This is a genomic window from Streptomyces bathyalis, assembly GCF_015910445.1.
GTDB classification, from domain to species: domain Bacteria; phylum Actinomycetota; class Actinomycetes; order Streptomycetales; family Streptomycetaceae; genus Streptomyces; species Streptomyces bathyalis.
The window spans coordinates 4,311,744-4,327,986 of the sequence record NZ_CP048882.1 but is presented as its reverse complement, the minus strand read 5'-3'; the positions used below and the strand labels follow the sequence as shown (position 1 = coordinate 4,327,986).

The following is a 16,243-nucleotide window of genomic DNA, read 5'->3' as shown; positions in this document are numbered from 1 at the left end:
GCGACATCGTCTCAGGGGGTTTTCCACAGCTGTACCGGGCGTTTGATGCCGGTGCCTGCGATGAGCCGGCCGCCAGGGCTGAAGGCGACGTCTTCTGCGCCGTTCGTCTTGGTCGAGTCCGTCCTGCTCGACAGGCGGGCGCGTGGTTCGCGACCGGCCACGTTCCAGAGCCACACTCCGTTGTAGGCGGGCGTGGCGAGCGTCTTGCCGTCCGGGCTGAACGCCATGTCTTCACCCGACGATCCGGCGTAGGCGTCGTCAAGTGAGGCCTTCTGGCGGCCGCTTGCCACATTCCACAGCCTCACCTTTTCCGCGATGCCGGCGGTGGCGAGTGTCTTGCCGTCCGGACTGAACGCCACGGTCGAGAGTGATCCGCCGGGGCGGAGAGTGGCGCGTGATTTGCGGCTCTTCACATCCCAAAGCCTCGCCGTGCCATCGGTGTTGCCTCGGGAATTGCTGCCCGCGGAGGCGAGTGTCCTGCCGTCCGGACTGAACGCCACCGCGTTGACGATGTCCGTCTTGTGGTCGAGGACGGCGAGTTCCTCGTCCTTGCCGCTGTCGGTGTCCCACAGCTTCGCCTCGCCGAACTCATTGCCGGTGGCGAGTGTCTTGCCGTCCGGACTGAACGCCACGCTCCTGACCGCACCCAGTTCGTCGAAGACGCGGACCTGCCGGCGCTTGGCCACGTCCCACAGTCCCACCTTGCCGTCGCCCCCGGTGGCGAGGAACTTGCCGTCGGGGCTGAACGCCAGGCTGGCGACGGCGGGCACGTGTGAGAGGCCCTCGGGTGTGGTGAGGGTGGTGGCCGGCTTGCGGCGGGAAACGTCCCAGAGCTGCACACTGCCGTCGGACCCGCTGGTGGCAAGGACCTCGCCGTCCGGGCTGAACGCCACGTCTGTGGACGAGTTGGATGAGCCCTTGGTGGTGAGAGAAGCCTCGGGCTTGAACGACGGGTAGGGAATGCCGGGTCGGCGGGAGGACGTGGACGGCAGGTAGACGGCGATCAGGACGGTGACGAGGACGAGGACGCCGATCCCAAGTCCGGCCATCAGTACGGGTAGTGGCACAGCGAGGGAGGTATCGGCGTACGTACTCGTGGAGTCCGGCGGCGTGTTCGGGCCCGGTGGGGTCGCGGGCGTCTCAGGGGCGGTGGCCCGTGCCGGGTCCCGCACGGTCCGCAGTGCTGTCGGCGACGGTGCCGGCGCTGTGGCGGCATCGGGCGAGCCCGGTGCGGCGGCTGGGCCCGGTGCCGCCGGTGGGCCCGGTGCGGCGGGTGGTCCGGGTGCGGGGACGGGTTCGGAGACGGGTTGGGACGTCGGCGTGGAGGCGGCGGTGAGTGTGTCGTCGTCGGCGACGCCCGTGGTGGAGGTCCGGAGGCACTGCTCGATGACTTCGGCAGGGGTCGGCCGCTGGTCGGGGTCCTTCTCCAGACAGGCTGCGGCGATGGCGCGCACGGGTTCGGGGCAGCCGTCGAGTTCGGGAGCCTGCTCCAGGACGCGGTAGGTCACGCTGTAGTGACTGCCGCCGCCGAAAGCGAGCCGTCCGGTGGCGGCGAAGTGGGCCACCACTCCCAGCGCGAAGACATCGCCGGCTTCGGTGACGCTCTGCCCCCTGATGTATTCGGGCGCCATGTAGGCAGGCGTTCCCGTACGCATCCCGGTACCGGTCACCGACGTGACGTCCGCTGCGCGGGCGATGCCGAAGTCGATGACCTTGGGGCCGTCGCCGGTGAGGAGGATGTTGGACGGTTTGAGGTCGCGGTGGATCACGTCCGCGGCGTGGATGGACTGCAAGGCCTCAGCCACCCTGGCGACCAGTGCCAACGCCGCCTCGACCGGCAACGGTCCGCCTTCGCTCACCGCGTGCTGAAGGGAGGGTCCGGGAATGTACGCCGTGGCCAGCCACGGCTCATCGGCCTGAAGGTCCGCGTCAACGACGGGCACGGTGTAGAGGCCTTGAACTCGCCTGGCTGCGGCCACTTCCTGCTCGAAGCGCTTGCGGAAGGACACATCGCCCGCGTACTCGCGGTGCACGACTTTGACCGCGACCGCGCTTCCGGCGGGCGTACGTCCCAGATAGACGCGGCCCATTCCGCCCGCGCCGAGAACCGCCTCCAGCCGGTACGGGCCCACCCGGGAAGGATCGCCAGGCCCAAGTGCGCGATGCGGCGGAGGAGTTGCGGGCAACTCCGCTTCTTGTCCCCCACCCGTCGGCGGGACTTCGGGTCGACCAAAGTCCGGTCGGGACATGCCGACTCTCCCCCTTGCCGGGTCTGCAACCCATGACGCACCGTCCACTGCCCGACACAGGGGTGCCCCGGACGGTCACAAGCCTTCTCCCCCGCCCCCCAGCTACCCCCGTCGGGAGCCGCTCACCGTTCGAGCGAGCGACAGCGTAAACGAACCCACCACCGCCGAAACAGATCTCTCCCGGGACCGGCTTACCTGTCAGGCCGAGAACTACGACCCGGCCGCCGCCGTAGCGGCGATGCGGGCGGCCCCGCCGGCCGGGTAACCCTGGCGCTCGGCCCAGCACGGCTGGCGGAGCGTCGTGACCGGAGCCTCGCATGAGCAACTGATCAGCAACCGAGATCAACCTGGGAGCCGTCGGATTCGAAACCGACGACCCTCTGTTCGCAAGCTGCGGACAGCTCGGACATCCACGGTCGGAGCGGCACGCAGGAGGCGCTGGAAGGGCTTGGTCGCTGCTCACCGGCCTCGCGGGTCCGCCGTCGATGGTCACGAGTGAATTAAGCTCCCGACATCATGAGCAGTAGCTACCACGCCGAGCGGGCCACGCTTGTTCACCACGGCGGCGAATTCCCAGTGAGCGAGGTAGTGCTCATCGCATGGGAAGTAGACCTCCCGGGCGACCGGTCACACGCCCTGATGTCCGGCTGGACCGGAGTGGCCAAATACGCCGGGGCCGAGCTTCTCGTCATGTTCGAGGGCGCCCCGCCCCGCTATCAGACACTCCGGCTCTCGATCGACGGTGACGTGGACGCCGCTGTCGTGGTGTCCGATATCAGGGCCACGGCCGACGGCTCGTACGAATTCGTCCTCACCGGCATCGGGCCGAAACCGTGGCAGGACTGAACCGTCCACTGGCCCGCTCATTGCCGTGATCTCTTGGCGGGGACGAGCTGCGGTCTCCTCATTCTCAGCGCAGTTGCTCGGCCAGCCCGACGATGATGCCCTCCGGGCCGCGGACGTAGCAGAGCAGATAGCTGTCCTCGAACCGCGCGATCTCGCCGACGAGTTCGGCGCCGTAGGGGCGCAGGCGGGCAACGGTGTCCTCGAGGTCGTCGACGGCGAACATGACGCGGTGCGTGCCCAGAATGTTGTGCGGCCGGTTGCGCGGCCCGGCGCTGATCACCGCGGGGCTGCGGTACTTCGCCAGCTCGAGCCGGCTGTGACCGTCCGGGGTCCGGACCATCGCGATGTCACAGCGGACGCCGTCGAGTCCGGTGCACTGATCGGCGACGAGGCCCCCGACCTCCGCCCTGCCCTCCAGCTCCATGCCGAGTTCCACGAAGAACGCGATGGCTGCGTCCATGTCCTCGACGACGATGCCGACGTTGTCCATCCGCTGAATCGCCATGCCGGTTTCTCCTTCTTCCTCGTGCAGCCGGTGGTGGCCGCTGATGTCCCTGGGACGGAGCCGGTGGCCCCTTCTCGACATCCGCAGACCGCCGAACTCCGAAAGATCTGACACACCTTCCGGAGGCAGAGCGGCGCCGAATCGGGAGCAGGCCGCGAGCACCTCAGCAATCTGCGGCTGTGCGAGCGACCTGAGCACGGCCCTTTGGTCCTAACCGCTTGGGTGACAGGCACGGTTGAAGAGAACGCGGAACTGCGGTGTGCTCGATCGAAGGGTCCACCCTGCTACTTTGCGCGTTGGTGGCTTGGCCGTGACGAGAGCCCCTCATGGGACCGTCACCTCCGTGAGGGGCTCCCGCCGACCGATTCCACGCAGTTCCTCCCCGCCTTGTCAGACACGCGTGTGGCACGGAGGACCGTCTCGCTGCGAACGCGCCGGAACCGCTGCCTGACGGCCACTCAGGTAACGGTGGCGTGTTGGGGCTGAAATGACGCCCTTTTCATGAAATAGCTACTGCTATTCCTTCGCGGTCCTACGGATCGTGTTCACTGCATCATGAAGTGGAGAAGTCATGCGCAAGTTTCGCGGAGCTGCCGTAGTAGCCGCCATTCTCGGTGGCGTCGGCATGGTCGGTGCCGGGGTCGCGTCCGCCGGCAGCTGGGAGGACACGCAACTCCCGAACATCACCTGCACCCAGTCGAACGGTGACACCGAAGGCGACACCGGCCTGGGGGCCCTCCCCGCACTCACCGGCGGCGGCGGCAACGCTGACTCCCGCAACCTGCAGAACAACTGCGGCGCCGGCATCAGCGGCAACGAGCAGAGCTCCGGTGACGCCAACGGCGGCGACGCGGCCATCGCCGCTGCGTGAGGCGGTGGCCTGCGACAGCTGAAAGGCCATGGCGAAAGCCCAGGCAATCGCGGCCTTTTGAATCGGCCGACAACCGAGCAGGCCCCGCGCACGAGGTCATTGCAGCGGCTTTGGCTGGAATCTCAATGGCCGAGTCAAGCCGACGACGGGGCGTCGCCCACCGATTGGGCGGCGCCCCCGCCTGGAACAGGTTCGAGCCTCATCCCTGTCAGGTCGACCACATGGGTTCGTGAACCTCGGTCAACCCGCTTCGGACCTCGATGAGTCCGTCGAGTGGTCCGTCGGAGTTCGCCTTCGACCGCCGGTGTCCGCACCGGCACTTCGCCCGCGATGAGGCTGATCTGCTGATCCTCTTCGCCCTTCTCGCCCTTGTCAGGCTCCTCGTTCAGCACGGCGCTCGCGAAGGCATCCAGCACGACTCCCCAGGCCCCCCGCTCCCCTGCCGTGAGGCTGACCGACTCTTTCCAGTCACTCTCTGTGTATGCGCGCACTTGGCCGGGGCCGGCTCCGTAGAGATCACAGATCTCTTCGAAACGTATGGAGTGTGCTCGGTGACGAACCGCTCCTTGACACACCTCCGCCGGTCCCGACCTATGGCACGCCCGGCCAGCATCGCACCGGCCGCCGGCCCCGCAACAAGACCGTTCTCACGCTGCTGAGTCCCCTGTGACTCCCGCCTTGGCGGTGCCGTCGCCCCCTGTCATGATCCTCCTATGGCGGGGGTCTTGGAGCATGCGGCGGTGGTCGCCGTATGGGATCAGCAGAGCGTGTGGTCCCAGGCTGCCGGGCAGCTCAAGGAGCAGGTGTCGCGGGCAAGGGTGGCCGCGCTGGTGCTCGGGCTGGTGGCCGCGGCACTGGGGACGGCGGCGTCGCAGGTGATGGGGGAGAGCGAGGCGGGCGGCAGGGCGCTGGCCTTCGCCTCGGCCTTCGCCGCCGGATGCGCGCCGCTGACGGCAAGGCACGGCGGACCGGACAAGGTCAGCGACTGGACGAGGCTGCGTGCCGTCTCCGAGGCGCTCAAGGCCGAGTCGTACGTCGCGCTCGCCGGAGCCGGCGCGTACCGGGACAACGGCGAGGGCGGCCGGCTGCTGCGCGAGCGCGCCCAGAGGTTCGTCGCGGACGGCGGCGACCTGCTGCGGCACACCACCGGCATCACGCCCGTGCGCCGCCCGCTGCCCGAGGTGCGGGACACGCGGTCGTACGTGGAGCTGCGGCTGCGGCGGCAGTTGGAGGGGTACTACCGGCCGCGGGCCGCGTACATGCAGCGCAAGGTGCGACTGCACGAGCGGACCGAATTCGCGCTGGGAGGGTTCGGGGCGGTGCTGGCGGCGGTCGCGGCGACGTGGAGCGTGGAGGAGATCGCGGCATGGGTCGCGGTCGCGGCGTCGGTCGGGGTGGCGGTGACGGCGCACGCGCTGGCACAGCGGTACGCCTACCAGCAGCTGGAGTTCACACGCACCGCGGAGGAACTGGAGCGGCTGCTGGCGCGATGGCAGGACGGCCCGGAGGCGGAGCCGGAGGCCGCCGACCGGTTCGTCGCGGAGTGCGAGCACGTGATCTCGGTGCAGAACGAGGCCTGGATGATCCGCTGGACGGTCAGCTGAGGCCCTCTCGCGCACAGCGCGGCCCACTCAGCACGGCCAGCGCAGCCGCTCCCCCGGCGCGACCTCCTGCCAGTCCCGCTCGCTGATCTTGCGCGTGACCATGCCGCACAGCGAGGCGACCCGTCCGCCCGGCGTGACGTCGACGACGGAGGTGCCGAAGCGCCCGGCCGTCACGAGGGTGTCGCCGTCCGGCGCGATGCGTACGGCTCCCCGGTTGTGCACAGTGGCGAGTCGGGGGCCGACCGGCCTGCGGCTGCTCAGATCCCACAGCGTCACGGGCAGCTCGCCGGCGAGCCCGCCGTCGGGACTGCCCACGACCGCGAGCCGTCGCCCGTCGGGGCTGAACTGCACGTCGCCCGCGCCTCCTTCGGGCACGAACTCGCTCCCGCTCCTCTTGCCGCTGCGCAGGTTCCACAGGGAGACGGAACGGCCTCCGTGCGTCGTGGCCAGCGTCCTGCCGTCCGGGCTGAAGGCCGCGCCGTACGCCTCGTGGAAGGTGCGCAGCCGGTCGCCGGAGTCCGTGTCCCACACGCCGACCGTGCCCTGGCGGCTCACGGTGGCGAGCTTCGTGCCGTCCTCGCTGAGCACGGCGTGGTCGGCGTAGCCGTCGGTCTTCGCGACCGTACGGGGCTTCTCGCCGGAGTCGGCCAGGTCCCACTCGACGACCTTGTACGCGCCGGTGAGCGCACCGTAGAGCTTCTTGCCCCCGGGGGAGAACATCAGATCCCCGACGTGGTTCCTGGAATCCTCGCCCGCGTCGAGCCGGGCGACTCGCTTGCCGTCCCGTGTGCGGAAGACCTCGACGCTGAGCTCCGACGGCTCATCGTGGTCCCGGTCTGCCGGCGCGTGCATCACGGCCACCGCGAGCAGCGAGCCGCTCCGGTCGAACGCGAGCGCGCCCTTGATGCCGTCGAGCTGGAACGAGCCGGTGCGGCGGCCTGCACGCGTGTCCCAAGTGCTCACGGACTCGCCGGTGGCCGAAGCGACGGTGCGAGCGTCGGGACTGATCGCGTAGGGGTCGTCCTTCCCCGGGACCGGCAGCTTTCTGCTGACCCGGCCAGGACCGTCCTCGCCCCAGAGCACCACGGATCCGTCGGCGGCCGCCGACGCGTGCAGCGAGCCGTCCGGGGTCGCCGACCGGGCGTTGGACCAGGCCGGTTCGAACTTCGGTGCCCTCCCGTCCCTGCCCTCCTCTATCGCCTTCTCGACGTTGCTCGCGGACGCGATACGGCGGTTCTCCAGCAGGTCCCACATCTCGAAGGGCTCCTTGCCGTCCTCGGCGAGCACCGCGTAGCGCCCGTCGAACACGGCGGGGCCGCCCGCCCGCTGCCAGGACGCCACGGCCTTGCCGGGCACCGGCACGCGTGGCTTCGCCTCGCCCGGCTCGTAGACGCGGGCCTCGCCGTCGACGTTGAAGAGCGCTCCGTCCCGGGTGGTGAAGGCCACGAAGCTGGCGCTGTCGGCATCGGCGTCCAATTCGGTGCTGCCGCCCTCCTCTTCGGCGCCGGAGTCGGTGAGATGCCGAAGCACGAAGTCATCGCCGTCCTCGCACAGGACGCTGCGCCCCGAGGGCGACATGGTCCCGAAGCAGCCGGACTGATCGGCGAGGCGGTGGCGGCGCACGTCCCAGACGACCTCGTCGGACTCGTTCGCGGAGCTGGACCATCCGCTGAGCAGCAGGCGCTTGCCGTCGGGACTCAGCTGTCCGTCCGTGATCTGCCCGAAGGAGACGCCCGCCTCCGCTGTCGAGAAGCGGTCCTTGACGGTCAGCTTCGCGGTGTCGACCAGGTCGACGCGCCGCCTGTCGTTCGACTGCAGCGCCACCGTCCGGCCGTCCCCCGACAGAGCGGTGTGGCCTCCGTCCCCGGAGTGGAGCAGGCTGCCCTCCAGCAGCCCCCGGCTCCGCGCCCGCTTCACGTCCCAGACCTCGGTGGTCTCTCCCCGGTCGATGATGAGGAGGTCTCCCTTCCTGCTGAGGGCCACGTCCTGCACCGGTGCGCCGCGCGGTGCGATGACGGTGCGCACCGCGTCGTACGCGTCCAGCCGCTCGGCTATCGCGCTCCGCGCCTCGGCGGTGTCCGCCTGGCCGCGGGCGGCCAGCGCGTACTGGAGCGACTTCTCCGGGTCGGTCCCGGCAACGTCCCCGGAGAGGGCCGCCAGCTTCCGGGACAGCGCCGTCCGGTACTGGTTCTCCGCACCCGCCTGCCCTGCGGCAACGAGCCCGGACAGGGCGACGACCACCGCCGTGCCCGCCGCCAGAAGCGACCGGGCACGCAGCGTCCGACGCCTCACGGACCGGCGGCTCTCGTCCAGATAACGCCGCTGCTTCTCGGTGAGCCCGGTGTGGAAGTCCGCCTCGTCCGGGGCGTGCTGCTGCCACGCCTCGGCGACGGACAGCTCCTCGGACCGCAGCAGCAGCCCCTCGGCGCGGCCGCTCTCCCACCACTGGTGCGCCAGGTTCGTCAGCCGCGAGTGGAAGGCCACCCACCGGTGTTGCTGGTGTACGAAGTCGGCGATGTCGGCGACGCCCTGGGCGAGTTCCTCCTCGTCGGGCTCCACCAGCGGCAGCTTCTGGTACGCCGTCAGCTCGCCCCAGCCGCGCTCCCGCATCAGTCCGCTGGTGCTGCTGCGCTCCAGCTCCGGGTCGATCACCACGGGGAGGATGCGCTTGCGCAGCTCCATCGCCTGTCGGCACTCGTCCCAGCAGTGCGTGGACGACAGGGCCTCCCGGCTCAGCAGTACGACGAACGCGTCGGAGGTGCGGACGGCCCGCGCGATGGATTCGCGCCACTCCTCCGACGGGTTGATCGCCTGCCAGTCCACCCACAGCTCGCCCAGCCGCTCCTGAAGGCCCGGGGAGAGCCTGCGGGCGAAGTCGGTGTCCTTGCGGGAGTAGCTGAGGAAGACCTTGCCGGTGGGCCCGGCGGGCGCCTCGTACGTACCTGCGGCGGCCTCGAACGGGTCCGTCGCCGCCGCGGTACGCCGCAGCGCGTTCCGCATCAGAAGGGCGCAGCCGGCGGCCAGCAGCGCGGCGGCGCCGACGAGGAAGGCCCAATACCACTGCCGGTCGTACGTGGGGCCGAACAGGCTGGAGGCGAGCTGCGCGTCGGCCCACCGCACGCCCTTCTCGATCCGAGCCGTGGCCGGCTGCCGGTTCCCGGTGCCCACACCGCGCGCCGCCCAGCCCAGCGCCCACACGTACAGCCCGGACAGGACGGCGATGAGCGCCGCCCTGGCGGCAAGCGCCGGCACCGACAGCACCCGCCCGCGCAGCGCCGTCCCGCCCGGCACCGTGCCCGCCGCCGTGCCCGCCTCCCCCGGCCCGTCGGGGACGTCCGCGGGACGGATCTCGACGGCGGCGGGACGGACCTCGACGGCGGCGGCCACGAGGCAGGCGGCGATCCCCATGGGCAGCAGCACGGCCATGAGCCACCAGAGAACCGGCCACCGCGACGACGTCGCCAGGAGCGCCACGCCGCCGAGGGCCACCAGCGCCACAGGAAGCGCGACCGTCTCCACGCGCAGCAGCCGCCCCCACGACCACCCGTAGGTGACGCGGATCTTCCTCCAACCCCACAGGACCGCGGTCGAGGGGAAGGGAAAGAAGACGGTGATGGGGATCAGCAGCCCGCACAGCGCCAGCCAGGGCCCCAGAAACGGCAGGAAGACGCCCCAGCACGCCAGGCAGGACACCAGCCAGGACGCTGCCCCGCTCGACCCCAGCCGCTTCAACCGCCCTAAGGCCGCTGAGAGTTCCCCCATGATCACGCTCACAGAACCGGCCACATCCGCCCCCCACCCCTCAGTCAGCCCCCATCGCCGGCCGCGAAGTCTAGGCCGTTTCTCCGGATAATCTGATCGATGGTCTGGGCGGGTGTGCCGTCAACTGACGTGCAGTGGGCGGGAATTGGGCCGTTGCTGCCCGCCCGTTCGCCGAGGCGGGGTGGACGGTGGCGTGATCACCGACAGGTGATTCGACGCGATCGCCTTCAAGTACCGCACCGGATGCGCATGGATGGACCTGCCCGAGAAGTTCGGCTCCTGGAAGGGCATTCGCATCCGTCTGCGCAGGTGGGCGGCCGACGGCACGTGAGGAAAGGTCAAAGAGGCCGGTTCCAAGATCGGAACCGGCCTCTGAACTTGTATTTCTCTGGAGCCGCCTGTCGGATTCGAACCGACGACCTTCTGTTTACAAGACAGATGCTCTAACCAGCTGAGCTAAGGCGGCGGGCTGGCGTGCCCGTGCAGTGTACCCACCCCGTGACGGCCGTCCGCGATGCGGTTTCGTTGCTGCTCGAGGGCTGACAAGACACACACCGGCGGGTTAGCGTCACCGCACGTTCACAGCAGTGAAACGTACTCCCTTTACGACGGATCGTCCGGCACGTACCTGCCGGTGAAGGAGACAGCATCATGGCTACGGTCACGTACGACTCCGCTACGCGGATCTACCCCGGCGGAGACAAGCCCGCCGTCGACAAGCTCGACATCGGCATCGAGGACGGCGAGTTCCTCGTACTGGTCGGCCCCTCCGGTTGCGGCAAGTCCACCTCCCTGCGCATGCTCGCGGGTCTCGAGGACGTCAACGAAGGTTCCATACGCATCGGCGACCGCGACGTCACGCACCTGCCGCCCAAGGACCGGGACATCGCCATGGTGTTCCAGAACTACGCGCTCTACCCGCACATGTCCGTCGCGGACAACATGGGCTTCGCGCTCAAGATCGCGGGTGTGAACAAGTCCGAGATCCGCAAGAAGGTCGAGGACGCGGCGAAGATCCTCGACCTCACGGACTACCTGCACCGCAAGCCCAAGGCGCTCTCCGGTGGTCAGCGCCAGCGTGTGGCGATGGGCCGCGCGATCGTGCGTGAGCCGCAGGTGTTCCTCATGGACGAGCCGCTGTCGAACCTCGACGCGAAGCTCCGCGTGCAGACCCGTACGCAGATCGCCGGCCTCCAGCGCCGCCTGGGCATCACGACCGTGTACGTCACCCACGACCAGGTCGAGGCCATGACCATGGGTGACCGGGTGGCCGTCCTGAAGGACGGGCTGCTGCAGCAGGTCGACACCCCGCGTCACATGTACGACCGCCCCGCGAACCTCTTCGTCGCCGGCTTCATCGGCTCCCCCGCCATGAACCTGGTCGAGGTGCCGATCACCGACGGCGGTGTGAAGTTCGGCAACAGCGTCGTTCCGGTCGAGCGCGAGGCGCTGTCCGCGGCCGTCGAGAAGGGCGACAAGACGGTGACGGTCGGCGTGCGCCCCGAGCACTTCGACGTGGTGAACGGCGACGGCTCCGACAAGGCCCTGTCCAAGGACGAGCCGGCGGGTGTGGCGGTCACCGTCAACGTCGTCGAGGAGCTCGGCGCGGACGGCTACATCTACGGCACGGCCAAGGTCGGCGCCGACGACTGCGACCTCGTGGTGCGTGTCTCCGGTCGGCAGGTGCCCGAGAAGGGCGCCGTCGTGAACGTGGTGCCGCGCGGTGGCGAGACGCACGTCTTCTCGACCTCCAGCGGTGAGCGTCTCAGCGACTGACGCACGCACCCGCGCGCACCCGCACGCACCTCAGCGCAACCAAGGGGGCCGCACGCCTCGGCAACAGCCGGGCGTGCGGCCTCTTTTCGGCTCTTTCCGGGCGATACCGCTCCGTGCGTCAACACCCGTTGATAACGCGCCTGTGCGCCGTCGCTCAGCAGAGTGACCGAATGTCGCCAAATCACCACTCTTCGCTACGATCGCTGGCGTGAACCACGCAGCCCGCCGAATCGGCCGATCTCTAGCTCTCGTTCTTCCTGTCGTACTCGTCCTGTCCGGGACACTCGCCGTCGCCCGCGTCCCGTGGAGTTCGTCCTCCGGCACGCAGATGCTCACGGCTTCCGAGCACAGGGCGTCCACGAAGGCGACCTCCCGTGCCCCCCAGGACGTGCTGCGCGACCGCCTCGTCGCCGAGCTGCAGGAGAAGGACCCGGGAGTGGCGCTGACCGGCCTCCAGCAGGAGATGGCGCAGCGCCCGTCGCTGGCCAGGCACTGCACGTCGATCGCCAGGGCGCTCGGGCGTGCGGCCGTGCAGAAGTACGGCAGCGTGCAGCGCGCCAGCCGCTACTCGCGTCCCGTCTGCGACACGTCCTTCGCCACCGGCGCGTCCCGGATGCGCTGAGGCGCGGAACAAGCAATGCGCTGAGGCGCGGAACAACCGATGTGCTGACCGCCCGCCTGCCGACGACGGCAGAGCGGGCGCCCCGCATAGGGTGCGCTGCATGATGCAGCTCCCCACGCAAGCCGTGATCCTGGCCGGTGGCCAGGGGACGCGGCTTCGTCCGTACACCGACGACCGTCCCAAGCCGATGGTCGAGATCCCCGGCACCGGAATCCCCATCATCGGGCACCAGTTGGCCTGGCTGGCGACCGAGGGCGTCACCGATGTCGTCGTCTCCTGCGGCCACTTGGCCGATGTGCTGGACGACTGGCTGGCGAAGGCCGAGATTCCGGTGCCCTCGGGACGAAGTCCCCTCCGGACGACGGTCGTTGTGGAGGACAAGCCGCTGGGCCGCGGAGGCGGACTCAAATACGCGGCCGCCTCGCTGCCCCGGCCCGACGAGCCCTGGTACGCCACCAACGGGGACATCTGGACACGCTTCGCGCTGCGGGAGATGGCCGCGTTCCACGGGGAGCGGGACGCCGCCGCGACGCTCGCCCTGGCCCGTCCGCGCATCCCGTGGGGAGCGGTGGAGACGGATCCCTTCGGCCATGTCCTCGACTTCATCGAAGCTCCCCCGTCGCCGTACCTCGTCAACGCCGGTGTGTACGTGTTCTCTTCGTCCTTCGCCGGGCTGCTGCCGGAGCGCGGCGACCATGAACGTACGACGTTCCCTCGGCTCGCCCGCGAACGCCTGCTCGCGGGCTTCCAGTTGCCGCAAGGTGCCTACTGGCGGGCCATCGACACCGCCAAGGATCTGGAAGAAGCAGCAAAGGAGTTGAGGAACGCGCAGGGAGCCCCCCAGAAGCAGTGAGGGCTCCCTGCGTTGTTCGCGCTCGTCGCGGCGGGCCGTTTTGCCGTGTTCCCGTCGGCCCGGGCCAGGTGCCTCGTACGCCGGCCCGGGCGCGCGGTCAGCCCAGGAGGCCGCCCAGGCCTCCCCCGCTACCGCCGGAGGACGATCCGCCACCGCCGCCGGACGACGAACCCCCGCCGCCGCCACCGGAGTTGGATCCGCCCTGCGCACCGCCGCCGGTGCCGCCGCCCGAAGTCGAGCTGCCGCCCTGCGTGGCTTGTGCGCCGGGCGCCGACTGCCGCGGTGGCTGCGCACCGGGGACGGTCTCCCTCGGCACCTGCACGGTCTCGCGCTGGCTGGGACTGGACGTGTCCCCGCGCCGGTCGTCGGCCGAGGCCGAGGAGGACGGGCTGCCGGAACGGCCGCTGTCCGCATCGGCGCCCCGTGAGTGCCCGCCGGCGGGACGCCCGCTGTCGGTCCGGTCGTCCGGGTCCGTGGGGAGGGGCGAGCCGGGCAGCTGGTTGACGGGCGGGCCGCCGGGCTCGGGCACCTTGGCCGTGTGCGCGGAACGTACGGCACCGCCCAGCATCGAGCCGGTCAGCATCGCGATCCCGGCGACGACGGACGCGATCACGGCGCCACGGCGCAGCACTCTCATGCGCAGGTCGCGCAGTTCGGCGCGCGGGCCGAGCTTCCGCCACGCGTCGGCGGCGAGCCTGCCGTCGACGGAGTAGACGGGCGCGCCCGCGATGAGCAGCGGGCTCCACGCGGCGAGGAGAATGATGTCCGGCGCCTCGTACGCGGGTCCCGAGCTCCAGCTCACCGTCATCAGCAGCGCCGCGGACAGCAGCGCGCCGAGCGCCGCGGCGAGGCGCTGCCAGAGCCCGCACACCGTCAGCACGCCGATGATGATCTGGAGGAAGGCGACCGTCAGCCCGGAGCCGACGGGGTGTGCCAGCGCGAAGTCCCGCAGCGGGGAGGCGATGGCCCAGGGTTCGAGCGACCGCAGCCACGTCACCATGGAGCCGCGGGCGTCGCCGTCGAAGTAGACCGGGTCGCACAGCTTGCCCATGCCGGCGTAGACCGAGATGAAGCCGAGGAAGATCCGCATGGGCAGCAGCACGACGCCGAGGTTCATGCGGCGGCCGGGATAGTACGCCTGGCGGCGTGCTCCGGCGGCTGCCGGGGCCTGGGAGCCGGTGCGGTCGGCGTCCTCGGGGTCTGCGTGCGCGAGGGGCTGCCTGCCCCGGCGGTTGTACGCGCCGCTCTCCCCGTACTCGGAGAACCCGGCGTACTCGCCGAAGTCCCCGTTCTCGCCGCTCTCGTCGTATTCGACGTACGGGTCGTAGGCGCCGGGTTCCGGACCGTCGAAGGCTCCGCGTGTGGGGCGTACTCCGTGCAGCAGGGACTGCGGCTGTGTCGTCTCGGGCGGGCGCGCCCCGCGCTGGCCGATGACCGCCGGCGGGGCGATGGCGTCCTCGTCGATCCGCGGCAGCACCTGGGTCGTGGAGGCGGCGGTCTCCGCGGGCCCGCGGTGGCCGGGGCGCGCGACGTGGGACAGCCGGGTCGCGGCGGTGTCGTCGGCGTCCGTGTGCACGCCCCAGACGACGGACGTTCCGGACGTGCCCGGCGACGCGCCCGCCGTCCCGGGCCCGTTGGCGGAGAACGATCCCGGAACCGCGCCCGGGACCGTTCCGGAGGCGTGAATTCCGGACACGGCAGGGACGGAGCCGGTGGTGACGGGGTCGGCGGCGGGCGGCGCGAGCTGCACCCGGAAGCTCGCGTGAGTGACGACGACCTCTGCCGGATCGGAGGGGACCTTGACCGTGCTCAGGCCGGTGTCGTCGTCGAAGAAACCGCTCGGGCCGCCCTGTTGGGTGTCCCCAGGACGCCGGCCCGAGGGGTCGGGCGTGCGGGGTGTTCTGGTGTCCACACTCCACTAACCGAGTGACGGACGCTTAAGACACTGCCTTGACCGCCCCGATCTGTCCGAGGCCCGTCAAGGCCGTCGAGCTGCCGCGACCGCGAGCCCGTGGCGCCTTCGAGCGGGAGGCTCGGCCCCGACTCCCGTCCCCAGGCGGCCGGTTCGGGTCCCGCCGTCGTCAACCCCTGCGCCGCGCCGCCTCGTAGAGCACCACGCCCGCGGCGACGCCTGCGTTCAGCGACTCGGCGCCGCCCGGCATCGGGATCCGCACGCGTACGTCACAGGTCTCGCCGACCAGCCGGGACAGGCCCTTGCCCTCGCTCCCGACGACGACCACGACCGGCCCCTCCAGCACGTCCAGTTCCGGGAGTTCGACGTCGCCGTCCGCCGCGAGGCCCACCACCATCATTCCGGCCTTCTGGTAACTCTCCAGCGCACGCGTGAGGTTGGCGGCGCGCGCGACCGGAGTGTGCGCCGCCGTGCCCGCGGAGGTCTTCCACGCCCCGGCCGTCATCCCGGCGGCCCGGCGCTCCGGCACGACGACGCCGTGCCCGCCGAAGGCCGAGGCGGAGCGCACGACCGCGCCGAGATTGCGCGGATCGGTGATCCCGTCCAGCGCGACGATCAGCGGGTCCTCGCCCTCGTCGTAGGCGGCGGCCGCCAGATCGTCCGGGTGCGCGTACTCGTACTCCGGCACCTGGAGCACAAGTCCCTGGTGGTGCAGGCCCCTTGTCATGCGGTCCAGTTCGGGCCTGGGCGCCTCCATGAGGTTGATGCCGCCGTCCTCGCCGGCCAGCCGCACCGCCTCGCGGACCCGTTCGTCGTTGTCGATGAACTGCTGCACGTACAGCGTCGACGCCGGTACGTGCTCGCGCAGCGCCTCGACCACCGAGTTGCGGCCGACGACCAGTTCCGAGGCGCTCTTGCCGCTGGCCTTGCGCGGACGGCCCTGCGCGCGCCGGGCCTTGGCCTGCGCCGCGCGCTGCTTGGCGTGCCCCTTGCGCATCTCGGCGGGCGGCGTGGGGCCCTTGCCTTCGAGCCCGCGGCGCCGCTGGCCGCCGCTGCCGACCTGCGCGCCCTTCTTGTTGGACGTACGCCGGTTGGGGCGCTGGCTGTTCCCGGCCATCGGGCACCTGCTTCTCTGCTGGTCTGCTGCTGATTCGTCTGCCGGATTCCCGGCGGCTGCTGCCGGCCGTCTGCCGTGGCGGCGGGCAACGCACGCTCGCGGGGCGCGGAGGCCGCCGCCTCCCGC

At 70.5% G+C, this 16,243-nt stretch carries 13 protein-coding genes and 1 tRNA gene; 7 read left to right on the top strand and 7 right to left on the bottom strand.

Annotated elements, in window-relative coordinates:
- Positions 1-11: 11 nt before the first annotated feature.
- Entirely contained in the window at positions 12-2,249 is a 2,238-nt protein-coding gene (locus G4Z16_RS18860) for a WD40 repeat domain-containing serine/threonine protein kinase (RefSeq protein ID WP_197351907.1), read from the bottom strand.
- Positions 2,250-2,765: 516 nt separating this feature from the next.
- On the opposite strand from G4Z16_RS18860, the gene G4Z16_RS18855 reads away from it, so the two are divergent.
- A complete protein-coding gene (locus G4Z16_RS18855) occupies positions 2,766-3,095 on the top strand; it encodes a hypothetical protein (RefSeq protein ID WP_197351906.1) in 330 nt (109 codons plus the stop codon).
- Between the two features lie 64 nt (positions 3,096-3,159).
- Here the strand turns inward: G4Z16_RS18855 and G4Z16_RS18850 are convergent, their stop codons facing one another.
- Positions 3,160-3,600: a VOC family protein gene (locus G4Z16_RS18850; protein ID WP_197351905.1), complete on the bottom strand. Its 441-nt coding sequence runs from the start codon at positions 3,598-3,600 to the stop codon at positions 3,160-3,162.
- A gap of 571 nt (positions 3,601-4,171) precedes the next feature.
- Between G4Z16_RS18850 and G4Z16_RS18845 the strand changes: the two genes are divergently transcribed.
- Positions 4,172-4,471 carry a hypothetical protein gene (locus G4Z16_RS18845; protein ID WP_197351904.1) on the top strand — a complete coding sequence of 100 codons (300 nt, stop codon included), beginning with the start codon at positions 4,172-4,174 and terminating at the stop codon, positions 4,469-4,471.
- A gap of 134 nt (positions 4,472-4,605) precedes the next feature.
- Here the strand turns inward: G4Z16_RS18845 and G4Z16_RS18840 are convergent, their stop codons facing one another.
- Complete coding sequence (locus tag G4Z16_RS18840; RefSeq protein ID WP_197351903.1) at positions 4,606-4,887, bottom strand: hypothetical protein; 282 nt, start codon at positions 4,885-4,887, stop codon at positions 4,606-4,608.
- A gap of 297 nt (positions 4,888-5,184) precedes the next feature.
- Between G4Z16_RS18840 and G4Z16_RS18835 the strand changes: the two genes are divergently transcribed.
- The gene (locus G4Z16_RS18835) at positions 5,185-6,075 is read left to right on the top strand and encodes a DUF4231 domain-containing protein (protein WP_197351902.1); all 891 of its coding nucleotides are present in this window, start codon (positions 5,185-5,187) and stop codon (positions 6,073-6,075) included.
- A 27-nt stretch (positions 6,076-6,102) separates the two neighbouring features.
- Here G4Z16_RS18835 and G4Z16_RS18830 read toward each other — a convergent pair whose 3' ends face one another.
- Positions 6,103-9,768: a TIR domain-containing protein gene (locus G4Z16_RS18830; RefSeq protein WP_197351901.1), complete on the bottom strand. Its 3,666-nt coding sequence runs from the start codon at positions 9,766-9,768 to the stop codon at positions 6,103-6,105.
- Between the two features lie 289 nt (positions 9,769-10,057).
- Between G4Z16_RS18830 and G4Z16_RS33310 the strand changes: the two genes are divergently transcribed.
- Positions 10,058-10,168 (top strand): transposase, encoded by a 111-nt coding sequence (locus tag G4Z16_RS33310; RefSeq protein ID WP_197354744.1) that lies wholly within the window; start codon positions 10,058-10,060, stop codon positions 10,166-10,168.
- 58 nt (positions 10,169-10,226) lie between these two features.
- Here G4Z16_RS33310 and G4Z16_RS18820 read toward each other — a convergent pair.
- Positions 10,227-10,303 (bottom strand) — tRNA-Thr (locus G4Z16_RS18820).
- A 185-nt stretch (positions 10,304-10,488) separates the two neighbouring features.
- Here G4Z16_RS18820 and G4Z16_RS18815 point away from each other — a divergent pair.
- The 3 genes from G4Z16_RS18815 (at position 10,489) to G4Z16_RS18805 (ending at position 13,088) form a co-directional block, all read left to right on the top strand.
- Positions 10,489-11,613 (top strand): ABC transporter ATP-binding protein, encoded by a 1,125-nt coding sequence (locus tag G4Z16_RS18815; RefSeq protein WP_197351900.1) that lies wholly within the window; start codon positions 10,489-10,491, stop codon positions 11,611-11,613.
- A gap of 208 nt (positions 11,614-11,821) precedes the next feature.
- The gene (locus G4Z16_RS18810) at positions 11,822-12,235 is read left to right on the top strand and encodes a hypothetical protein (RefSeq protein ID WP_197351899.1); all 414 of its coding nucleotides are present in this window, start codon (positions 11,822-11,824) and stop codon (positions 12,233-12,235) included.
- Between the two features lie 100 nt (positions 12,236-12,335).
- Positions 12,336-13,088: a nucleotidyltransferase family protein gene (locus tag G4Z16_RS18805; protein ID WP_197351898.1), complete on the top strand. Its 753-nt coding sequence runs from the start codon at positions 12,336-12,338 to the stop codon at positions 13,086-13,088.
- 97 nt (positions 13,089-13,185) lie between these two features.
- Here the strand turns inward: G4Z16_RS18805 and G4Z16_RS18800 are convergent, their stop codons facing one another.
- The gene (locus tag G4Z16_RS18800) at positions 13,186-15,000 is read right to left on the bottom strand and encodes a DoxX family membrane protein (protein ID WP_197351897.1); all 1,815 of its coding nucleotides are present in this window, start codon (positions 14,998-15,000) and stop codon (positions 13,186-13,188) included.
- Between the two features lie 169 nt (positions 15,001-15,169).
- The gene (rlmB, locus tag G4Z16_RS18795; RefSeq protein ID WP_197351896.1) at positions 15,170-16,117 is read right to left on the bottom strand and encodes a 23S rRNA (guanosine(2251)-2'-O)-methyltransferase RlmB; all 948 of its coding nucleotides are present in this window, start codon (positions 16,115-16,117) and stop codon (positions 15,170-15,172) included.
- Between the last annotated feature and the right edge of the window lie 126 nt (positions 16,118-16,243).

Bases quoted from the DNA above. Each gene is read 5' to 3' on its own strand.
- rlmB (WP_197351896.1), bottom strand. From the start codon at position 16,117: ATGGCCGGGAACAGCCAGCGCCCCAACCGGCGTACGTCCAACAAGAAG.
- G4Z16_RS18805 (WP_197351898.1), top strand. From the start codon at position 12,336: ATGATGCAGCTCCCCACGCAAGCCGTGATCCTGGCCGGTGGCCAGGGG.
- G4Z16_RS18860 (WP_197351907.1), bottom strand. From the start codon at position 2,249: ATGTCCCGACCGGACTTTGGTCGACCCGAAGTCCCGCCGACGGGTGGG.
- G4Z16_RS18850 (WP_197351905.1), bottom strand. From the start codon at position 3,600: ATGGCGATTCAGCGGATGGACAACGTCGGCATCGTCGTCGAGGACATG.
- G4Z16_RS18845 (WP_197351904.1), top strand. From the start codon at position 4,172: ATGCGCAAGTTTCGCGGAGCTGCCGTAGTAGCCGCCATTCTCGGTGGC.
- G4Z16_RS18815 (WP_197351900.1), top strand. From the start codon at position 10,489: ATGGCTACGGTCACGTACGACTCCGCTACGCGGATCTACCCCGGCGGA.
- G4Z16_RS18835 (WP_197351902.1), top strand. From the start codon at position 5,185: ATGGCGGGGGTCTTGGAGCATGCGGCGGTGGTCGCCGTATGGGATCAG.
- G4Z16_RS18855 (WP_197351906.1), top strand. From the start codon at position 2,766: ATGAGCAGTAGCTACCACGCCGAGCGGGCCACGCTTGTTCACCACGGC.